The sequence below is a fragment of the Halolamina salina genome (genome assembly GCF_054653455.1).
In genome coordinates, this window is the sequence record NZ_BAAIGE010000004.1 from 23,308 (window position 1) to 43,307 (window position 20,000).

Below are 20,000 nucleotides of genomic sequence, written 5' to 3' on the forward strand. Positions count from 1 at the left end.
GCAGCTACGAAAATACCACCGTTGGAGTATCGATCTGTCCGTCTGTGATCCAAACCAGCGGACTTCAATCGAACCCCATACTCCGATTCAGCTGATCGTGCTGTTTCGAGCGAGCCATAATCTACCTCTAGCAAATTACTCAGGGATGAATTGCCCTTGTTCGATGTAGGCCCCTACTTCCCCATGCTTGAGGTTCGGCGCATCGACGAGCTTGATCCGACGCTTCTCGCCCGAGGTCTTCTGGATTTGGAGACGGAACGGAACCGAGTGGTCGACGATTGCTCCTCCGTAGGATTCTCCTGAGGAATTAGTCGCGTTCGTAACCACCACGGCAGCGTTCTTCATATCACCGAACCGCCGCAAGTCGTGGAGATACGAGTTTAGCTTTTGTTGACGCTCGGCAAGCTCGCCTCTCCCCTGGTATTCTGCACGGAAATTAATAGTTAGTGAGTCGACAATCACCAATCGCAACTCTGACCCGGCTGATTCAACCCTATCTGCCAGATTGGAGAGCTCCTCCGTTGTGAGCAGTTGCTCATTAGTGGTCGTTGGCCGCTCGATGTGGATATGATTGAGGGCCTTTTCAGCGAGATCCTCTACGTCACCAGGTGGAATCTCAAACCGGGCGCCCAGAGCTTCTCGCCGATCCGTGTCGAGCCCCTCGATGATCTCTGTAACTCTGTCCGGATCGAACTTCCCTCGCGTGTCGATGTAGGCTGAGTCCCCTCCGAGACCGCCTGCGTTGTCGGGGAGAAGTGACTGGACGCAGAGCTGGTGGGCCATCGTGGTCCGCCCACTGTTTTCGTTGCCATAGAACTCTGTAATCGCCTGTGTTTCAATACCTCCACCTAGAAGCCGATCAACTCCACTGTGGCCCGTTTCCAGCTTTTTAATGCTGGGACGGTCAAGGACAGCGGCTCCTGAATCAAATCCTCCGATATCAGCAGCCTCACGGGCACCGTTGATGATGTCCGACGCTGTGCTCTCACCCACGTCGATAATAGAAGAGAGTTCCCCTGGTGATGAGACCGCAAGGAACTGCATCGTCTCGAATCCGGCCTCCTTGAGATCCGTTTCTCTGCTTGGTCCTACTTTCGGGAGGTCCTGGAGGTCATCGCTGGACATAGGTTCTCTCGAAACGCTGTCGTCATAAATCCGATGACGCCCCTGGATTTCCGGGGTGCTATCGACGATATTGACCACTCGGATTGTTTGATGGGTTGTCTTCCCACGTACTGGACTAGGCCTGTGGGCCGGGCGGAGTGACTGATCCCCAATTTATGGAGGAATCCAACTTGTGTGGTCGCGGAGAGTAGTCTCGGGAGTCTCCATCGTCGCCCCGCACTTGGGGCAGTAATCTTCGATCGCATCCTCATCGTAGAGATAGTGATCACACTCGGGAGGGCTGGCTTGGAAATACACGTCGTCCCAGTCGAGATCAGGCTCTCGACCGTAGAGACAGAATGTACTGTGTCCTGACCGCCCTCGATGGTTCGTCACTAACCGAACGGGACAGTACATGCACTCGCGGAGTTCGATTAACGGCTGGTCGGAATGGTTCGTCCAGAGCGTTTCTCGCCGCCCCCATTCGTGAAACCCCTTCGGCCCCCGACAGCGCTCTATCTCAGGTCGTGTCGCAAGCAGCTTCTCCACCTGTGCGGAGTGGTACTGGCTTCCTGCCCACTTCCAGAACGGATCTCGGTCGTACTCACGGACAATCGCGTTCTTAAGCGCTTTCAGGGGAAAGTCAGGGCCGTGCTCGTCGCTCGCGGTGTAGGTGTAAATGCCGTCGGACTCGTGAAGCCGGCGTAGCTCGCAGCCCTGGGCAGTACAGATATCGTACGTAATCAGGTCATCCTGTCCGCGAGGATGGGCATAGGGCGGCACACGCTCCCACGCGTGTTCGCCGTCGTAGAGGAGCGCTTGGCAGTTCGTAAATCGGCTCGCTTTGCTCGTTCGTTGGGCGTATCCAGAACCGTCGTCTTGCTCAAATTCGGCACCGATCGTATCGTAGTTGAACGTATCGAGAAGGACTGTTGCCGCGCGTATCCAGACGACCGAGTACCCAGCGGCCAAGTAGTCATGCGTCACCTGATGGACGTCTTTGTCCTCGTGGCTGTGCTGTACCTCAACGGCGAGCCCTTCCCCGAAATAAGGGTTCCAATCATCAAAGGTCGCGAGTGCGTCGGCCCGGCGTTCGGTCACAGGTGTCGGCACCTCGGCCACGTCGACGTCCACCTCCGTCTCGATGCGGGCGTTTTCTCCGAATTGCTGGTGCAGAGCGACCTCGACACGGGCGACTGCGCGTTCGTGGGTCTCTGACTCGCCGCCATTCGAGCAGCGCTGGCCGGCGTCGTCTGATACGTGGTAGAAGTGTCGAGACTTGCCCGGCGCCGATCGCGGGTACATCGTCCCGCCGCATACTGGACAGGTGACTTCTTCTCCATCGTCGACAATAGCGGGGACGACCGGGCGACCGTCACGACGACCGCGGAAGGGCATATCCCCACAGAATATCTCAATAAGCAAGTATCTCCCCCAGCTAATCGGCCTAGATAAGTGAAGCTAGAGTCCGAGGGCCGACTCTACGGAGGGATTTTCTAAGCAGTATTTAGTGTTCTATGTCCCGAATCAGACCTCGCCTCCACGCCGTATTCCTAATCAGAATTCAAAAACTCGAGAACAGTCTCCAGCGATTCTATTCGTCCGATGAGTCGTCGGACCGTGTGTTGTCGGGGCTGTCGCTGCCCTTGAATGTCTCGTTGGATCCGGACTGCCCCAGGTCGGGGGCTTCTCCGTCTCCGGAGGATCCGGAGTCACCAGAATTGCCTTCCTCACTCATAGTATGAATAGGAGTATCGTCCCGGCCACTAAAAGGATGACGCCGAGGATCGATGTGATGAGTGCGTTATCGACATCTTCAGACTTGTCCTCTGTTTTTGACTGTACCTTATCAAAGCAGTCTGAGTGGATATTGATTGCACGAGAAAGATAATCGACTTCATCGTAGTCGTGTTTAGCTACCGCTCGAAACATATCGGTTTCAGGGCCTGTACTGATACTCTCTCGTTGTTGTGTTTGGAAGGCCCTGTATGTGGAATAGCCAAGTGAGATAACGGCTCCTCCGAGTAGGATTCCTGAGATTGGTGTTATCTGAGTTAGACTGGATTGGGTGGGTACGAGGCTTGCGAAAACTGTAGCGACAAGTCCATTGAATTGTACGACTCGCCAGGCTTTCTGAGTAATATCGTTTAGCGATTGGAGTTCCTGATCGAGTACCCGTCGAACGTCATCGAGTGCGTGGCGGCGAGCTTCTGAGGAGGTGTCTGAATCTTCATTTGACTCCTCCTGATTTTCTGTCTCTTCCACGCCGTTTCTCATACTCGGGGATATCAGCGGTGAAATAAGAGCCTATGGTCTCTGGGAAACGATTTCTTTTACTGATTTAGCTGATCGTATCTCTCTTTTACGACGTGAGCCGTGAGTCCGACGAAGAATAGGGTGGCTATGCCGACATTTTCATCATAGTAGGCGTCAGGTGAGCCGTGCATTATTCGGTGACGGTGATTCCAAAAGTCGTCCCATTGTTGTTTGAATGACTCCCCCTCATCATCTTCGACACCGAAAATGGCGTGTTCATCGTACCATTTCTCCAGAGCACATTTTTTTCGTCCGCCGAAGTAAACGGGGTTTCCGCCGTCGTTGTAGAAGTCAGGGTCAATATCTGGGTCGTTCTCACAGAGCCAGGTGATCAGGCCATCAAGGGAGGAGAGTAGCAGGTGGAGTCCTTTGTATGGGTACTCGGTTTCAGAGTCATCTAGTTCTTCAGCGAGCGAGGTAGATCCCTCTTCGATACGTCCTGCGATAGTGGTTAAATTTGGGTCCCCCGTGGATTCGAGATATTCGCGTCCTTCATAGGTCCACTTCATTGCTGTGAAGGAAGCCTCTTCGCTTGGAGAGTAGTCCGCTGGGTCGTAGTCCCAAGGTGGACCGAGGTTGATGTATTCTTCTGCGTGTTGTCTCGATCGCTCTAATCGTTCCTGGCCCTGACGGACTGCTTCAACCAGTTCTTCCATTTCCTCCTGTGAGGGGAGGGCATCTGTCGCCGCACGGAGCGTATCTTCAGATAGTCCAAAGAGGGAATCATCGGAATCACTCATCGTGTGAGTGTTGTTATCGAAATAGTGTAAATAGCCCGTATAAGTTTGCTCCAGTGGGTACAGTACCCATCGTCAGTATCTGAACGAGATTCGGCGTAAAATCTTCGAACCTTTATATGGTGGACAAGAGAAGTCCGCGATGGAATGTCTGACCTAATCGTCAAAGCAGCCGTGAAGGACGCACTTTCGGACCACAACGTCTCGGCAGATTTCTACGACGCCCTCAACGAAGAGGTCGCCGAACTGCTCGACGACGCCGCAGAGCGTGCCGAGGCCAACGACCGGAAGACGGTCCAGCCCCGCGACCTGTAGGCCTGCGTAACGCAGCCCACCCAGGCACTCGAACGTAGCTTTTTGAGGTTCCTGATCAGAAGTTAGGAAACGGAGATGGCGGACGCACCGGATACCGAACGGCAGGCGGTCGAACCCGATGCGAGAGAGGTCCTTAGCGTGTCCCAGCTGAACGACCGGATCGCGTCGGTCGTCCAGGACGCGCCTGCCCTCAACGGCGTCCGCTGTATCGGGGAGGTCACTGACCTCCACAAGAACAGTACGGCACTCTACTTCACGCTCACCGACGGCGACGCCGAGCTCCCCTGTATGATCTGGGCGAACCGTTACCGGGAGATGGACGCCGACCTCGAGGACGGGACCGAAGTCATCCTCGAGGGCGATATCGACTACTGGGTCGAAGGTGGGAAAATCGACCTCAAACCGTGGGAGGTGATCGTCGTCGGCGACGGCGACCAGGCGGCTGCCGTCGAGCGACTGCGAAGCGAACTCGAAGAGCGTGGCTGGTTCGACGACGAGCAGAAACAGCAACCGCCGGCGTTCCCGGAGCGGATCGGCGTCGTCACGTCCCTTCGAGGAGACGCCCGGTACGACATCCAGAACGCGATCCACGGACAGGACCCCACCGTCGACATCCTGGTGAAGGACGCAACCGTCCAGGGGTCGAACGCGCCGACGTCCATCGCGAACGGCATTCACCATCTCGACCGCTCGGAGGACGTCGACGCCATCATCGTCGGTCGGGGCGGTGGGAGCGATTCGAACCTCCAGGCCTTCAACACCGAGCGGGTTGCGGAGGCGATCTTCACCGCGAATACCCCGGTGGTCACCGCGATTGGACACACTGATGACCAACTCATCGCGGATCAGGTGGCGGACGTCGCGACGATCACGCCGACTGCCGCCGGCGAGTATATCGTGAACTCCCGTCAAGAGTTCCTTGCGAGTGAGATCGAGCCGCTGGAGCAACAGCTCGACGCCGCGTACGAGACCTTCCAGCAGGACCACGAACACGAACAGGAGCTCGCCGAAGCAGTCGATGAAGCGACCGCACCCGAGGGCCTCCCACCGATTTACTACAAGGTCGCCATCGTAGTGCTACTGTTGCTGTTGCTGGTCATCACCGGACTTTGGCTGGGGGTGATCTAACCGTGGCAAACGACTCCGAAATCCACGATCGAGTGAGTCGCGTCGAGGAGATTATTGAGCAGCTCGACGCGGACGAGTGGGACCTCGATGAAGGTACAGCCCTCCACGAGGAAGGTGAGGAACTCTTGGCCGAAGTGCGAGAGATCCTCGACGAGGGGAGCGGCGAAGTTGTGGAGCTCGAGTAAGCGAGCTGATTCTCACTCTTAACCAACAGACTTCTTCCTCCTGCGCCTTCGTTGGTTAAGTCCTTTTTCTACGAGAGAAACAAGTAATTTGGTTATAATTTACTCGACAAACTTGCACCAGTTGATAGCCAGAAAGCATTTAGGTATCATCCAGCTACCGCGCCAATATGTACCGGGACTCAGCCGGTGCATACCCATACCCGCATGTATGATTACGAGGTCAGTCACCATCGAGGACATCGATGACCTGTACCTGATGTGGAACGACCACATCAACGCCTCCGCCCTCTATCGCCGCGCCCTCCGCGAGGAAATGGAAGTCCGCGGTGTTGACCCCGATGAACTCCGCGACCTCCTCGAACGGGCCCGCGAGCAGGGCTACACACTCGAAGAGATCGCAGAGGACACCAACCGATTCGACGATCTCCAGTCGCTCGTCGAAGAGCAGCAAAGCCAGCCAACGGCTGAAGACGCCACCGATGATTAGCCCGCTATGTCACAGGACCAGACTCCCTCCGACCCTGAGCGTAGCGTCGAAAACCAGTCACCGCTGACCGGGAAGATCCCTCGACAGGCAGCGTTCACTGTCGTCCTCCTGAGCCTGTTAGCTGTCCAGCCGGTCGCCGCCCAGAGTAACGCGGTCTGTAGCGCAGACAACCTCCCGAGTATGATTGAGGGGTTCTTCCAGCTGACCACCGCGCTGGGGATCGTCGGCCTCGCCATCGTCTGGCAGGCTGACTCCCTCATCGAGATGTTCACCCTCAATCCCGAGCAGAAGAAGGGCCTCAAGCGCCACAAGCGCTCGGCGATGAAGTCCGCGGTCGTCCTCGTCGTGCTCGGCCCGCTCTATACGGTTGCCGGGTCGATGATGGGCCTCCCGCTGGCGCAGTGCGTCGACCTCGTCCCCTGGTAACCACTCCGCAGTCCCCGTGCGAGCCCTATGAACCATCGAGAGCTCTCCGTGCTCATGGCCGGCTTGCTCGCGACGAGCCTAGTCACGGGTATCGTCGCCGCTGACCCGCCACGACCAGGTACGGAGGGGAACGGGCTCACGGAAAACGAGTCGGCAACGCTGTGGTCACGTGATGCGGACAACTACATCACGCAAGAGGAGTACCGCCAGCGCTACGGCGAGGACCGCTCCGCTGTCCATCAAGTCGCGAACGGGACGGACATTACGTTCAAACGGCCGCCCGCGACAGCGGCGACGTGGACGCGGAACGACTTCGAGGACCTCGACGCCGGCGGCCCAGATACGTCCGTGCATCCACCGCACGCAGACCTCGAGGACGGCGTCTTCATCGAAGATGCTCACGCGACGATCTTCGCGGTCCAGCCATCTACTCGTGGCCACCTCGAGTCCGGTGAAACCCCACTCTACATCGCGCCGAATGGGACAATGCGCGGGTTCGTTGATTACCGCGTTCGCGTCCCCAACGGGAGTTCCTCCGGCAACACGACTATCTCGTGGTCGCTCACGGAGCACGAGATCGAAGAAGTCCGGTTGAAGAAGGACGGCGAGACCATCGCCGAGCGTGACGGGGCCCATACGCCTGCCCTCGACTACCAGATCGAGGACGACTGGAGTGCGAATCTCACGCTGGAAGCGGAGATTAGCGTGCGGCTGAAGAAGACCGTCAGGACCGACCTGGGTGACCGGACGGACGTCGACGTCACCTATCGGACGGAAACACGGAACGTCTCCGATTCGATCGCCGTCGAGATCTACGACCTCTCGGCGTACCCCTACTACGCCGAGTATCCGAACGGCGATGCCGGCGTGGCCATCTTCCAGTCGCGGCCGTGGCAGGGGTACACGCTCACGGAGGACGGTGAGGCACGGGTCCGTGGCATCTGGCGGTTCTACACCGCTCGGAACACCAACTGGGACACGCTCGTCCGGTCGAATCGCACGGATAGCGCCACCGTCGAGTCAGACGCGATTCCGGTGTACGTCCACGCCTATCCCTCACGGATCGGGCCGCGTGCCGAGCCGGTTCGAGACGGACCGGAACTCATCGAGACCTGGGGGACTGACCGCCCGTCACCAGTCGGCACCATCGGTGAGAACATCAATATCGACATCGTCAACCAGTCGTACACGACGACGTACGGCGTCGCCGTTCGAGCTGAGAACGTCGATCGAGAGGCGCTGCACGTTGCGGGAATCGTCCGGGGCGTGAATGCGTCAATCGTCGAGCCGGACGCCGGCTCCGAGCGGCAGCTCCGCCGCAGCAATCTTACTGTTGAGGTCATCCATCAGAATCAGTCGCAAGCGACGCTTAGGGTCGAACTGCGGGATAATCAGACCGGCGCGCCGATCGGGCTCGACGATAGCCGTCAGTATCCAATCGGCGGCACCACCCGAAACGGGTACATCACGGTCGCGGATCAGCGCGTTGAGACCAACGCCTCGGGGGTGGCGATCGTGACCATCGACGAACCGGGCATCTACACGGCTCGGTACCATCCGGGCTCGTGGCTCGGTCACGACCCGGCGTACGTGAGTGATACCGCGACGGCCCGGTGGCACCCACTCGGGACGATCGACGGCTGGTTTGCGCTGGTGTTCGAGGTCGGCTGGCAGCTCCTGCCGTTCTTCGTGATGTTCTACGCTGGCAAGCGCCTCCTGCGGATGCTCGGCCCAGAAGACATCTTCGGACAGAAACCATGACTCAGGACAATCCCCACCTCAGTAGACGGACCGCCCTCCGAACAGTCACCGGCGCCGCTCTCGTGAGCGTGGCCGGATGCCTCAACAACGACGATTCCCCGGATGGCGGGAACTCAACACCGTCTGATGAAAGGGGAATCATCCAGCAAGTCACCGTAGAGGGGGCAGAACTCGTCGTTGAATACTCCTCAGAGGAGGGAGTCGACCAGATCAACCTCGTCCAGCCGAATGGGGAGCTGTTCGGTCAACGAGAAACCGCTGCTGGGTCACAACAGGTCTCTTTCGAGATCGGAACTTCCTATGAGCCTGGAGAGTATACTGTCGTGGCTCTCAGCGGTGAAGAAACGCTAGCTGAGAGTTCCTCACTGATTCAGCCGGAAATTGGAATTCTGGGGGTCGGTCTTTACCGGAATAACCCTGAGAAGCCGTGGGACGAAGTCTACGGAGATACTGAGACGGATCGGATAAAGAACGGGGAAGCGTACGTCACCGTCGAAAACACCGGAAGCGGACCAGAAGCGGTTGTTGAGTTAATTTTCACCGGTGATGTTCCAAACCCGGTCGAAGATCCCCGAGGTAGCGGGATGTATGAAACTGAACAGGTGGTGATCTCGCCGGGAGAAACTACAGACCTGTTCAGTAGTTCGTTCCCGTTTGGTTCCGAATCTGAGGAGGGAATGGGGTGCTCCCCGAATGGGAACAGCGGCCAGTTCACCGTCACAGTCCGAACCCAGGTTGGCGGCGACCAGGTGTCGAAATCCTTCGATGTACAGTACTCCGGATCCACGGAGATGAGTGACTGCGAGGTTTCAATCACGGAGGCCTAACGATGGTGGACCTGATAGACGTCGTTCTCGAGGGATTCAAAGACGTCGTCGATTGGTTCATCGGTCTGTTCATGGACGGGCTTCGGTCGGGGTATCAGACGCTGACCGAAGAGATGTTTGGCACTCCGACTCCCCAGACTGATGGGACGTTCATTTTCGGAGAACCAAGTAACGCCCCTTGGCCAGCAATCCAAGAAGGGCTCATCGGCGGCGAGATCATGTTGATTTCTCTGCTGCTACTTGTGATGAGCGTTCAGGGACGACACACCATCCGCATCTTCAATATCGGGAGTGCGTACGAGGCTCGGAAGACCAAGAAGACTGCCTGGGTCGGAGCCTTTCTGATTATTACCTGGTACTGGATTGGGGCGCTCGCGCTCTACCTTGTTGATGGGTTCACGATTGCCCTGATGCCGGAGCTGTCCTCGCTGGGCTCTGCTATGCTGCAGTTCATAACGGGGTCGATTACCAACCCCGGTCTTGGTCTCCTCTTTGCTCTTATCGGAGGAATTTCGATGTGGGCACTGGAGGCGCTGTTCTACATCCGGCAGATTCTCCTCTACGTCTACCTGTACGGGATGCCCATCGCGTTCGCCGTCGCCTATGGCAACATTCCTGTCCTCTCTGATGTCGCGATGGGGTTCAGCAAACGGTTCGTCCCATTGGCCATCCTACCCCTGCCTGCGGCGATAGTCCTCAAAGGATACGACCTACTCTACTCTGGAGGGACGTTGACGCCGGGATCAGCGTTCCTCAGGTATCTCGTTGCGGCTTCACTTCCCCTCGTTGCGCTCTATGTCACGTGGAAGACGTTCAAGTACGCGACCCCGCTGACGGCGAAGGTTATCGGTGGTGCGACGAAAGGAGCGGCCCTCATCGGCGGTGTCGCCACTGGAGCCTACATCGGCGGCGCCGGCGTCGCGACGACCGCGGCCCGGTGGGGACCGAAGGCCGCAGCGGGACACGCTGTGGCGCAGAAAGCTGCAGCCCGGGGCGCGAACAGCGACGAAGACAGCGGGACGCCGTCGTACCGGCGGACCGAGAACGACCCTGGAGGTTACTAACAATCCATGTCCATCGACGAAGACGCAGCCGCACGGCGCATCATGGACCAGTTCGGTGAGGAGAGCCGCATCCCTTACCTCAACATCGAGGAAGGCGACGTCGGCGTCCTGATCGCCTTCCCGATCGTCGGCCTGTTCATCGCTGGCCTCACCGGCATCGAATCACTCGCCCTCCCGTTCGTCGCAGGTGGGTTCGGGTTCGGCGTCGCGATCGTCTACGTCTCGCCCGACCACCTCAACGCGTGGACGTGGACGAAAGACGTCTATCGCTACGTCAAACGCCCCCAGATCACGTTCAGCGCCCCGGAGGACGCCGACAGTAGCACCAACGAGACAGAGCGGAACGAGGGCGGGCTCGCGAACTACACACCGTTCAAGCCCGACGAGCGGACGCAGGACCTCACGAATATCGAGCGGGCGTGGCCGGGGGCTGGCGCGATCCAGCGCGCGGACGGCACGATGGAGGCGTTCATCGAGATCGATCCCGGAAACATGGACTTCGCGATGTCCGACGACTGGGCACAGCTCCAAGACGCCGGCGAGGAGTTCGCCAACAAGGAACTGGACTCGAAGCTCAAACTCCACGCGACGACCCGCTCGTTCCCGGTCGAACAGATTACGGAGAACATCGAAGACCGCCTGAACGACGAGGACGTCAAAGAAAACCCGATCTTCCGGGAACTCCTCGAGGAGTATCGGGAGACGCGGCCGAAGGAGATGCGCGAACGGGGCATCCAGCAGGTGCGGTACTACATCGGCGTCGAGGTTACGCCGCTGGAGGTCTACGACCGCTTCCGCGACGAGGGGACACCGGCCGAGAAGCTGACGCAGTTCCCCGTCATCGGGTTCCTGTTCAACCCGTTTGTAACCCGCCGCGAGGACCTCACCGACGTCGAGCGCCGCGCACAGATGTTCGAAAAACTCGATAGCCGAGTCAACGACGTGCGGTCGGAGTTCATCCAGCAGGCGTCGGGCTGGTCCGCACGCCGGCTCAGCACGGTCGAGCTCTTCGTGTTGAATATGGACTTCTGGAACGGCCGCGAACACGAGTACGACGACGCAGAGAGCGTCGTTCGCGAACAACCCATCATCGGCCACTCGCGCCGGGAGGATGCCCACGATGCGTAACCTCGTCCTCCAGACGGGCAGCGGAGCCGTCGGCCAGCTCACGGAGTGGGTCACGAATCCGACCTCAGCTGAAGGTGCGGCTCTCTACATCCTGCTCGCGGTACTAGTCGGGATCGGCGGGAAACTCCTCTGGGACTGGTACACCGACGACGACGAGGAAGAGGTCGAGTTCTCGGATCTCCTCGACGAGGAGACCATCGAACAGGGCGCGGCCGAACGCCAACTTCTCGACGACATCGCCGAGTCACACAAAACGGTGACCGCGCCGGCGGCGATTGAGTGGGAGACGCGCGCGGCACGGGTCGGCGAGCAGTGGACGACGACGCTGTACATCGCTGACTACCCGGACTACCCCAACGACGGCTACCTCTCCGAGCTCTTCGAGATGACGGACGTGCAGTTCGATCTGACGGCCCACATCACGCCGAAGAACCAGGAGCGGGCCCGGAACGAACTGCAGGATATCGCTGACGACCTTCAGGTGGACGCTGACCTTGAACAGAGCGTGCGGAGTGCCTACCTACAGGAACGCGCCAACGAGGCCGCAGCGACGTACAAGGCCGTCGAGAACGGCGCGAATGTCTTCGACCAGGGGATGTTCATCACGGTCCGGGCCGACGAGAAGGAGGACCTCCGGGACGCCGTCCAGAAGGTCAAGAGCGCGCTCCGTGACGATCCGGCGAACCTCACGCCGAAGACGGCCATCTGTCGCCAGGATCTCGCCCTCCAGTCCGCCGCGCCCATCGGCGACAACGAGTTCGGGCGGACGTCGATTGCGCTCGGCGGCGCCGTCGGTGCGTTACTCTCCTCGCCGCACAACGCGACGATTCTCGAGGAAGGTGGCGTCGAATTCGGGATTCACAAGGACAACCAGAGTCCCGTGGTCATCGACCCGTTCGCGCGGGACAACGGGTACGCGATGTTCACCGTCGGGGACACCGGTTCGGGGAAGTCGTTCAGTTCGAAGCAGAATTTCATCCGCTCCATCGAGCAGAGCAAGGACCGTATCGGCATCATCCTCGAGCCGTTGAACAACTGGGCCGGCGTCGCCGAAGCCCTCGACGCCAAACGCATCACGGTCGGCGGGACGCTCGGCCTCAATCCCCTGGAGATTCGAGAGACGCCCGAGCACGTCCAGCGCGCGATGGGCGAGGACGCCAGCCCGTTCAACGAGAAGCTCGACGACGCGATGAGCTTCCTGACGAACTTCTTCGCGCTCCGCGGCATTTCGTTGGGCGACCGCCGGACGACGCTGGAACTCGCGCTCAAGCGAGCGTACAAGCGTAACGGAATCACCGACGACATCTCCACGCACGACAATCCGAGCCCGACGATTCGGGATATGATGGACGTCTTCGAGGACATGGTTGACGACCCCGAGGAGTTCGTCGTCCGGTCCGACGAGGAGGCGGGGAAGATCAAGGAGGACGCGACGTGGCTCCTCGACCAGCTCCGCCCCTTCGAGGACGACGGTCGGCACGCCAACCTCGGCCAAGAATCGGACTTCGACATCCGCGACGAGAAGGTGATCTACCTCGATCTCGCCCAGCAGGAAGGCAGCGTCGACAGCAGCACGGCGCTGACGATGCAGCTGCTGATCTCGCTGGTGTATGAGCGGGCGAAAGTCTCGGAGAAGGAGGTCGTGTTCTACATCGACGAGGCGCGTTACATTATGCAGGACGCCGCAAGTCTGGCGTTCCTCGAGACAGTGTTCCGCCACCACCGGCATCACGACCTCTCGATCCGTCTGGTCACCCAGACGGTCGACGAGTTCTTCGAGCACGCCGAATCCGAGGCGATTCTGGACCAATGTGCGGTTAAGCAGTTCCACCGCCTCGACGGGATGGACGAAGAATGGGCCGACGAGTTCGGCTTGAACTACGCGCAGATGCGGTTCGTTCAGGACGCTGTCCCCGGCAACGAGGACGCCGGCTTCTCCGAGGCGCTGGTGGGCGTCGACGGCGAGTGGCGCGGCATTCAGGTCAAAGCGATGCCCAAGGAGAAGCGGGTCATCGACTTTGACCCGACCTCCCAAGTTCGGTCCTCGCTGCCCGGCGCCGGCGACGACGCCGTCGATACCGAGATGCAGGAGTTTCAGGAAGAGCTCGAACACCGAGCAACGAACGGAACGAACGAAACGAGCGAACTGAACGAGGAATCAGACGCCGTCGAAGCTGAGCCAGACGGCGGGTCAACGGAGGGGGCCAACGATGGCTGAGTACCTGCGCGTCACGCCGACATCCGAGCGACTTGACCCGGAGAGCATCTCCCGCGTCCTCGACAGTCTCCACAAGCTGACCACGCCCGGCTCGTCGGGCCTCGGGGCGAAGCTGAACCCGCTCCACAGTGAGACACCACCCCGATTCGAGTTCCTCGCAATCAGTGATGGCCCGGACGACCCGGTGGAGTTCTTCTACGGGGCCGATGCCCACCTGGATACGCTCGAGAAGCGCCTCCGCTCAATCTACCCGGCCACATTCGACATCGAGCGCGTCGACGTCGACGTCGCCGCCCGGCTCATTCAGCCAGTCGAGTTCACACCGCCAGAATTCGTCGAACACTACGAGGCCGGGCGGCTGCAGTACGAGTTTGGCCCGGCAGAACAGTACGACGTCGTCGACGAGGAACCAGCGGACTCCGAGCCGGGCGAATCCGACCCCGTTGTCGACGGCGGTACGGCAGCCACGAGCGTCCCCGATCATCACGTTATTGTCGGGGGCTCAGCCCTCGAACTAGCGCCGCCCGATGCACTTCCAGACGAGGAGGAAGAGAGACGGGCCATCGAGAAGCCGACGATGACACCGGCGGGAACGATTCTGGCTCGCCCGGCCCAAGACGCTGTCTCGCCGCTCGGTGTCCGGTGGTGTGGCTCCGCGTCACGGAAGCAGGACTGGATGACCTCGCTGACGCCGTTCACAGCAGAGGAAACTGACGGCGACCTCTCGTCCGTCGACGAACCGGGCGCGGCGCTGGCGTCGCTGATCGACCACCTGATGGAGGCGACAGCGCCGACAGCGTTCCAAGTCGTCTTCCAACGGCGTGCCAGCTGGCAGTCCGACGCGGAGGTGCGGAAAGAGGACCTCGTCGACGGCCGGGATACGTTCTTCCAGGAAGTCGTCGGATCGTTGCTCGAGGTTGAGGAGCAGCGGACCGACCAGGACGACCGGCAGCTCAGCGAGGCCGTCGAGAAGCGGATCGAGTACATCGACGCGAAGAACGCCAAACGGTCGTTCACGGTCAACATCCGCGCCGTCGGCGTCCCCACCGACGACACCCGCGACGACCTCGATGGCCGGATGGACTCGCTCCTCCCCGTGTTCGACCCGCTTGATGGACCGTTCTACGAGGTCGAGGGGCAACGCCTCCGGGACAGCGGCTTCCGTGAGAAAACGAAGGAGAAGAAGGCACGGGCCGCTCTCCATCGCCTCCTCAATCGCGAGTTAACGACGGGCCGGGGGAAGACCCGCCCCGAGCTGGTCCTCTGTGGGACGGAGCTCGCGAACTTCGTCCTCGTCCCCTCCTCTGAGCAGTTGACCGTCGAAGGGACGCGGGGAACGAGGGCCGAACAGCAGAGTCGGAATCCGCTCCCGTGGCCCAATCCGGATCTGATCCAGCAGTTCCAGGACGGGATGGCCATCGGCTACGCGCTCGACGAAAACGGTGAGCCACGGCCGGACCCCATTCGGATCCCGGCGGACCTGTTGCCGACGCATTACGGGCGGTTCGCGTCGACTGGTGGCGGGAAGTCGAAGGCCATCATCAACGACGCCCTCTCGCTCCGCGAGACGACGGGTGGCCCCGTCGTCCTCGTCGACCCGAAGGGGGACGGGATGTGTGAGAACTACCTGCGCTGCCACTACGAGCGGTTCGGTGGCCTCGACGACGTCTACCACTTCCGCGTCCCGGAGACCATCCCCGCGTTCTCGTTCTTCGACATCCGCCCGGCGCTCGAGGCTGGTCGCAACCGTGAGGACGCGATTCAAGACAAGGTCGACCACTTCCACGACATCCTTCGGATGATTATGGGTCGCGAGCAGTACGGGCAGGCGTTCGTCGCGAACGAGATTCTGAGCTATCTGATCAAGGCGCTGTTCGACGAGGAGTACGGGAGCGACGTGTTCGGGCTGGACGATCTCTTCGCCGCCGCGCTCCGGATGCAGCGCGACCAGACGATTCCCCCGGTCTCGGCGGACAACCAGAACATCGAGGAATCGCTGACGCGCCACTTCGCGAAGGACAACCACCAGTTCCAGGTGTCGATGGACGCCGTCGGGAACCGCCTCGACAAGCTCAAAGAGGACGCGCATCTCCGGCGGATCTTTAGCCACGTCCCCGAACAGAACGACGCCGGCGAATATGTCGACAACCGCTTCGACTTCCGCGAGTTCCTCGACGAAGACGCCACCATCATCTTCGACCTCGGCGACCTTCGGCCAGAGGCACAGCGAGCGATCACACTCCTGCTGTTGAGCAACCTCTGGGACGCCGTGCAGGTGCGCCGTCGCGACGGTCAGACCGACTACGAGAAGCTCACGAACCTCATCATCGAGGAGGCGGCGCCGGTCGCGTCGACGAAGCTGGTCTCCGAGCAGCTACTGCCGCAGGGCCGATCGTTCGGGCTGAGTATGGGGCTCGTGATGCAGTTCCCTGAACAGGTGCGGAACCGGAACGAGCGGGCCTACGACGAGGTGCTGAACAACATCAAGACGAAGCTCATCGGCAACATCTCGATCGAGCGCGACCTCGCGGAGTCGCTTGCCCATGAGGACCTCAGCCCGACCGAACTCCGTAACCGAATCAACACGCTCCCAAGTGGCGAGTGGATCGCCCAACTCCCGAGTCCATCGTTCGGCGAGACTGGTCCGCCGCCGTTTTCGCTGCAACCGCTCCCGATTGCGCCGGGGCATCCAGAAAGCGACCAGCCGCTCACAGAGCCCCAGGAAGACCATTTCGAGTCCGTGTCCCGGCCACGGATGGTCGAGCGGACACAGGCCCAGTACGGGCTGACAGAGCCGAATGAGTCGGACACTGCTCCGGGAGAGTCTGGTTGGGGGAGTTCGGGGGCTGAGACGACGGGCTCGGCTGCCGACGGCGATGCAGCGACCGACCCGACGCAATCCGCGTTCATCAGCGAATCGACGACCGAGGACGCATCGACGTCGCCCACGCAGCCCGAGACGGACAGCGACCCAGATGCAGACGAGTCAGAGATGAGCCCCCTGTTCGGGCAGGCCACCGAGACGGACGAGGAACCAACTGGTGACCAAGCAACACAGCCGGAGAACGGGGCAACGCCCGTCCAGGAAAGCAGCGTACCCGTCCCCGATGACGAACTCCGACAACGCGGGCTCAGCCGTGACGACGTCCGGTTCCTGAATCGGGTCCTCGACGTGATGAACAGAGAGGACGACGAGTACACGCTACTGGACAGGATGAGCCAGCTCCGGGACGAATACGACGACCTCCATATAGAGCGGCTCACGGAGCAGGACCTCCTAGAAGCGGACTCCGCGGCGGGGCGCAAGTACTACACCGTCCTCCCCGACGGTCGAGACCTCCTCGGGAGAGAATTAAAGGCGGGTCCAGGAGCGGGCGATCTCGGCGAGAAAACGCCACACAAGGTTGGCGTCCGGCTCCTCGAGCTGTGGCTCCACCAGCAGGACGACGTCGTTCGGGTGGAACCGTACTACGAAACCGACGACGGCACCGTACTGGACGTGGCCGGCATCGACGAGGACAGCGATCTCGTCTGGGCCGGCGAAGCAGAGCTCGCGAGTAACAACCGGCACGCCCCGGTCGAGGATTACGACAAACTCAGCGCGGTGGACGCCGACGCGATCTGGGCCTTCAACAATCGCGAGACGGCGCTCGACGTCCTGGATAGCCTTGCCGACGCGGATCGGATCGACGAGCGGGTCAGCGGGCGGGCGGCACGGTCGTTCGCGACCATCAGAGACGCCGTCGACGACTTCGATGCTGCGGGCCTGACCACCGTTCGGGGCTTCAAAAATCTCGATCAAGAACTCAACCAATGACTTGGCGACAGGCGACCCGCGAGGAGATTTACGCCTACTACGCCGAGGAGTTCCCCCGCTATCTGGATGACCTGCCGGAATTCATCACAGCGACCGGCCCGAAACAGTACGCCATCGCCTTTCGAGAGTCCCACCCGGTTCGCAAAGACGAGGTCCCGGACAAGGACTTCATCCGGCGGGATACGTGGCAAACAGATGCTTCGGGGGACCGAACGACGCCAGAATTCGACGACCTCGAGGACGTCGTTGAGTTCATTCGGCACCCAGCTCGCAACGACCCATTGGGGCGGAGCGAGTTCGCACTTGCTGATCCGGAGGTGCTGGAGCAGCCGGACCCACGGCCCGACGCCGTCTACTACGCGTTGGATCACTGGGAACGTCCCTGGGTTCTCTTAGTCGACATCGACGCGAAAGAGATTGCCCGAGACCGAGCGGACGAGATGGTGTCGGCGGACGTCGAGGATAGGGACGACGATGCGCTCCTCGACGCCGCCGGAATCCTCGACGCTGCTCCCGAGGGGTATCCGTACGCCTTCGAAGACGTCGACCGCGCCATCGAGTACGGGTTCGAAGTGCGCGACATCTTCGAGGACGATTTCGACGCCGAGGAGACGATGGTCGTCTACAGCGGGCAGGGTGTCCACGTCTACCTGCTGGATACCGACCCGGCGCACCGGTACGACGAGCAGAGTCGCGAGGTGTTGAACGACCTCCTTCTCGAGATGTACGACATCCCGATCGACCCCGTCGTGACCGCTGACCGCCGGCGGGTCGCTCGCCTGCCCTACTCGCTGCACGCCGACGTCTGTAGCATCGTTCAACCCATCGAGAGCCCGGCATTCGACGTTCGGTCGGCGAAACCTGAGGTGATCGACGAATGAGTCCGAGTACGCCCACCGACGACGAGGACATGGCGTATCGAGTTGCGGCACTCCCGCTGGAGTACGGTGAGACCCGCATCAACCAGCTGTTTACGCGTGGCTACAATCGATACGTCGTTGACGGCGAGGACCAACCCGAGGACCTCGTGAACGACGTCGAGCGGTTCGGCACAGCGGCGTTCAAAGAGCAGGTTCGCGCCGACGCCGCCGAGGAGCCGTTCGTCGACGAACCGGGGACGCTCGCTGTGCTCGCGACCCTAAGTGCGATCTGTGTGAAAGAGCACCCCAAGTTCGAGCACGCGTCGCCCCGGAACATCCAGGTGCTTTACGACATTCGAGAGCTGTACGTCAACAACCTCGCCTCCCTCCTTCGAGCCCACGGGGATGGGTCGCTCCAACAGGACATCGCCGACGTGCTGTACAGCAAGGAGCCCGGTGAGGATGGCCCGCATCCGGGTCGGGTCTGTACGGGTATCACAGAGATGCCAGAGTTCGGGGATGGCCTCTACCTCGAAATCCCGATGGCGGCGGCGTCACGCAAATGCCTTGTTCGGGAGAACGAAGCGGCGACGGGGAGTGACGACGACGGAGAGATACTGACGCGAGTTAAGGACAACAACCTGTACGTCCCAGTGGGTGATTTCGACAGCAAGTATCGCGACTATGCTGAGCGGGTATTCAAGAAGCTCCTGCGGGTTCAGGAGGACGGCCTCTCCGACGACCAGCTATCGTGGTTGACCACGAACGAGTCGGCGATTACGGAGCGGATCGACCGCTTCCTCGAGACCGGCCATCACGAGCGAATCTGGCAGAACTGGGACCGTGGAGAACGGACGATCCGCGTCCTCAGACGGGCGCTGAGTGACGCCCCGGACGACGTCGCGCAAACGGGCGAGTTCCACACGGCGAAAGAGCTCTACCGAGCCGTCGAGGCATACGACACTGAAGATGACTGGGAATCCTCTGTAACGGACTGGATTTCGAGTCCGAGCAGTCTCGCGAAGACGCTGGCCGACCACGAGTCCCACTCGGCAGTCACGATCGACCGCGACGGCCGCGTCAATACGTACCGAATCGGGCGAGCCGGAACCGGCGCCGAACAGATCGAGGTGCGAGAGATCGAGGACCTCTTCGAACTCCCCTGTATGGCGAATATGGAGGAGCGACTGCACGAGAAGAAGCCGGTTAGGAAGGACCTCTACAACTTCGCGCGGATGGTAATGTGGCTCCCGCAGTACAGCAGCCTCGACGAGATCGTTGCGGACCTCAAGGACGTCTTCTCCCGGTGGCCGTGGTACGACGAGCAGGAAACCGAGTACCAAGTCCGCTACGAGTTCTCGAACACCATCGGCGGTGACACGCCGTTGCCGATGAACTGCGATAACGACGATCTGCAGCGTTACTGCATCGGCCAAGACCAGTGCCCCTACTCGATCTGGGGCAGTCTCCCGTTCCCGGATGAGATGTACGAGCAGGTAGAGGAGGAATCAGCTGGCCCCACTGAGCAATTCTGAATCATAGACAACCCCGAATCTGTGGAATCCTTAGATAGTGATTGGTTTGGCGCCTCTGCTGATAAGAGAGAGCGGATCGATTATCGCGTTGA

17 protein-coding genes are annotated in these 20,000 nt (G+C 60.4%); 13 read left to right on the forward strand and 4 right to left on the reverse strand.

Features of this window, described 5'->3' with window-relative positions; translation table 11 throughout:
- Positions 1 to 135: 135 nt before the first annotated feature.
- The 4 genes from radA to ACYQZ5_RS14480 all read right to left on the reverse strand — a co-directional run bounded on the left by radA (position 136) and on the right by ACYQZ5_RS14480 (position 4,160).
- On the reverse strand, positions 136 to 1,125 hold the full coding sequence (gene radA / locus ACYQZ5_RS14465) for a DNA repair and recombination protein RadA (RefSeq protein WP_379730321.1): 990 nt from the start codon (positions 1,123 to 1,125) through the stop codon (positions 136 to 138).
- Positions 1,126 to 1,278: 153 nt separating this feature from the next.
- The gene (locus tag ACYQZ5_RS14470) at positions 1,279 to 2,502 is read right to left on the reverse strand and encodes a competence protein CoiA (RefSeq protein WP_379730322.1); all 1,224 of its coding nucleotides are present in this window, start codon (positions 2,500 to 2,502) and stop codon (positions 1,279 to 1,281) included.
- Between the two features lie 336 nt (positions 2,503 to 2,838).
- Positions 2,839 to 3,381 carry a hypothetical protein gene (locus ACYQZ5_RS14475; protein WP_379730323.1) on the reverse strand — a complete coding sequence of 181 codons (543 nt, stop codon included), beginning with the start codon at positions 3,379 to 3,381 and terminating at the stop codon, positions 2,839 to 2,841.
- Between the two features lie 56 nt (positions 3,382 to 3,437).
- Positions 3,438 to 4,160 carry a hypothetical protein gene (locus ACYQZ5_RS14480; RefSeq protein ID WP_379730324.1) on the reverse strand — a complete coding sequence of 241 codons (723 nt, stop codon included), beginning with the start codon at positions 4,158 to 4,160 and terminating at the stop codon, positions 3,438 to 3,440.
- A gap of 144 nt (positions 4,161 to 4,304) precedes the next feature.
- Between ACYQZ5_RS14480 and ACYQZ5_RS14485 the strand changes: the two genes are divergently transcribed.
- The 13 genes from ACYQZ5_RS14485 (at position 4,305) to ACYQZ5_RS14545 (ending at position 19,908) form a co-directional block, all read left to right on the forward strand.
- On the forward strand, positions 4,305 to 4,472 hold the full coding sequence (locus ACYQZ5_RS14485) for a DNA-binding protein (RefSeq protein ID WP_004048632.1): 168 nt from the start codon (positions 4,305 to 4,307) through the stop codon (positions 4,470 to 4,472).
- Positions 4,473 to 4,547: 75 nt separating this feature from the next.
- Positions 4,548 to 5,600 (forward strand): exodeoxyribonuclease VII large subunit, encoded by a 1,053-nt coding sequence (xseA, locus tag ACYQZ5_RS14490; protein ID WP_379730325.1) that lies wholly within the window; start codon positions 4,548 to 4,550, stop codon positions 5,598 to 5,600.
- Between the two features lie 2 nt (positions 5,601 to 5,602).
- Positions 5,603 to 5,785, forward strand: a complete 183-nt coding sequence (xseB, locus tag ACYQZ5_RS14495) for an exodeoxyribonuclease VII small subunit (RefSeq protein WP_379730326.1) — start codon at positions 5,603 to 5,605, stop codon at positions 5,783 to 5,785.
- Positions 5,786 to 5,993: 208 nt separating this feature from the next.
- On the forward strand, positions 5,994 to 6,272 hold the full coding sequence (locus tag ACYQZ5_RS14500; RefSeq protein WP_379730327.1) for a hypothetical protein: 279 nt from the start codon (positions 5,994 to 5,996) through the stop codon (positions 6,270 to 6,272).
- Positions 6,273 to 6,278: 6 nt separating this feature from the next.
- Positions 6,279 to 6,698, forward strand: a complete 420-nt coding sequence (locus tag ACYQZ5_RS14505) for a DUF7985 family protein (RefSeq protein ID WP_379730328.1) — start codon at positions 6,279 to 6,281, stop codon at positions 6,696 to 6,698.
- Positions 6,699 to 6,725: 27 nt separating this feature from the next.
- On the forward strand, positions 6,726 to 8,459 hold the full coding sequence (locus ACYQZ5_RS14510) for a DUF8186 domain-containing protein (RefSeq protein WP_379730329.1): 1,734 nt from the start codon (positions 6,726 to 6,728) through the stop codon (positions 8,457 to 8,459).
- Positions 8,456 to 9,286 (forward strand): hypothetical protein, encoded by an 831-nt coding sequence (locus ACYQZ5_RS14515; protein ID WP_379730330.1) that lies wholly within the window; start codon positions 8,456 to 8,458, stop codon positions 9,284 to 9,286. Before ACYQZ5_RS14510 ends, ACYQZ5_RS14515 begins: the two co-directional genes overlap by 4 nt.
- 2 nt (positions 9,287 to 9,288) lie before the next feature.
- On the forward strand, positions 9,289 to 10,350 hold the full coding sequence (locus tag ACYQZ5_RS14520) for a TrbL/VirB6 family protein (RefSeq protein WP_379730331.1): 1,062 nt from the start codon (positions 9,289 to 9,291) through the stop codon (positions 10,348 to 10,350).
- A 6-nt stretch (positions 10,351 to 10,356) separates the two neighbouring features.
- Positions 10,357 to 11,478 carry a TraC-like domain-containing protein gene (locus ACYQZ5_RS14525; RefSeq protein ID WP_379730332.1) on the forward strand — a complete coding sequence of 374 codons (1,122 nt, stop codon included), beginning with the start codon at positions 10,357 to 10,359 and terminating at the stop codon, positions 11,476 to 11,478.
- A complete protein-coding gene (locus ACYQZ5_RS14530; protein ID WP_379730333.1) occupies positions 11,462 to 13,696 on the forward strand; it encodes a VirB4 family type IV secretion system protein in 2,235 nt (744 codons plus the stop codon). Before ACYQZ5_RS14525 ends, ACYQZ5_RS14530 begins: the two co-directional genes overlap by 17 nt.
- On the forward strand, positions 13,689 to 17,513 hold the full coding sequence (locus ACYQZ5_RS14535; protein ID WP_379730334.1) for an ATP-binding protein: 3,825 nt from the start codon (positions 13,689 to 13,691) through the stop codon (positions 17,511 to 17,513). Before ACYQZ5_RS14530 ends, ACYQZ5_RS14535 begins: the two co-directional genes overlap by 8 nt.
- Entirely contained in the window at positions 17,510 to 18,394 is an 885-nt protein-coding gene (locus ACYQZ5_RS14540) for a bifunctional DNA primase/polymerase (protein WP_379730335.1), read from the forward strand. Before ACYQZ5_RS14535 ends, ACYQZ5_RS14540 begins: the two co-directional genes overlap by 4 nt.
- A complete protein-coding gene (locus ACYQZ5_RS14545; protein ID WP_379730336.1) occupies positions 18,391 to 19,908 on the forward strand; it encodes a primase-associated protein in 1,518 nt (505 codons plus the stop codon). The genes ACYQZ5_RS14540 and ACYQZ5_RS14545 overlap by 4 nt, the downstream gene beginning before the upstream one ends.
- Positions 19,909 to 20,000 lie beyond the last annotated feature (92 nt).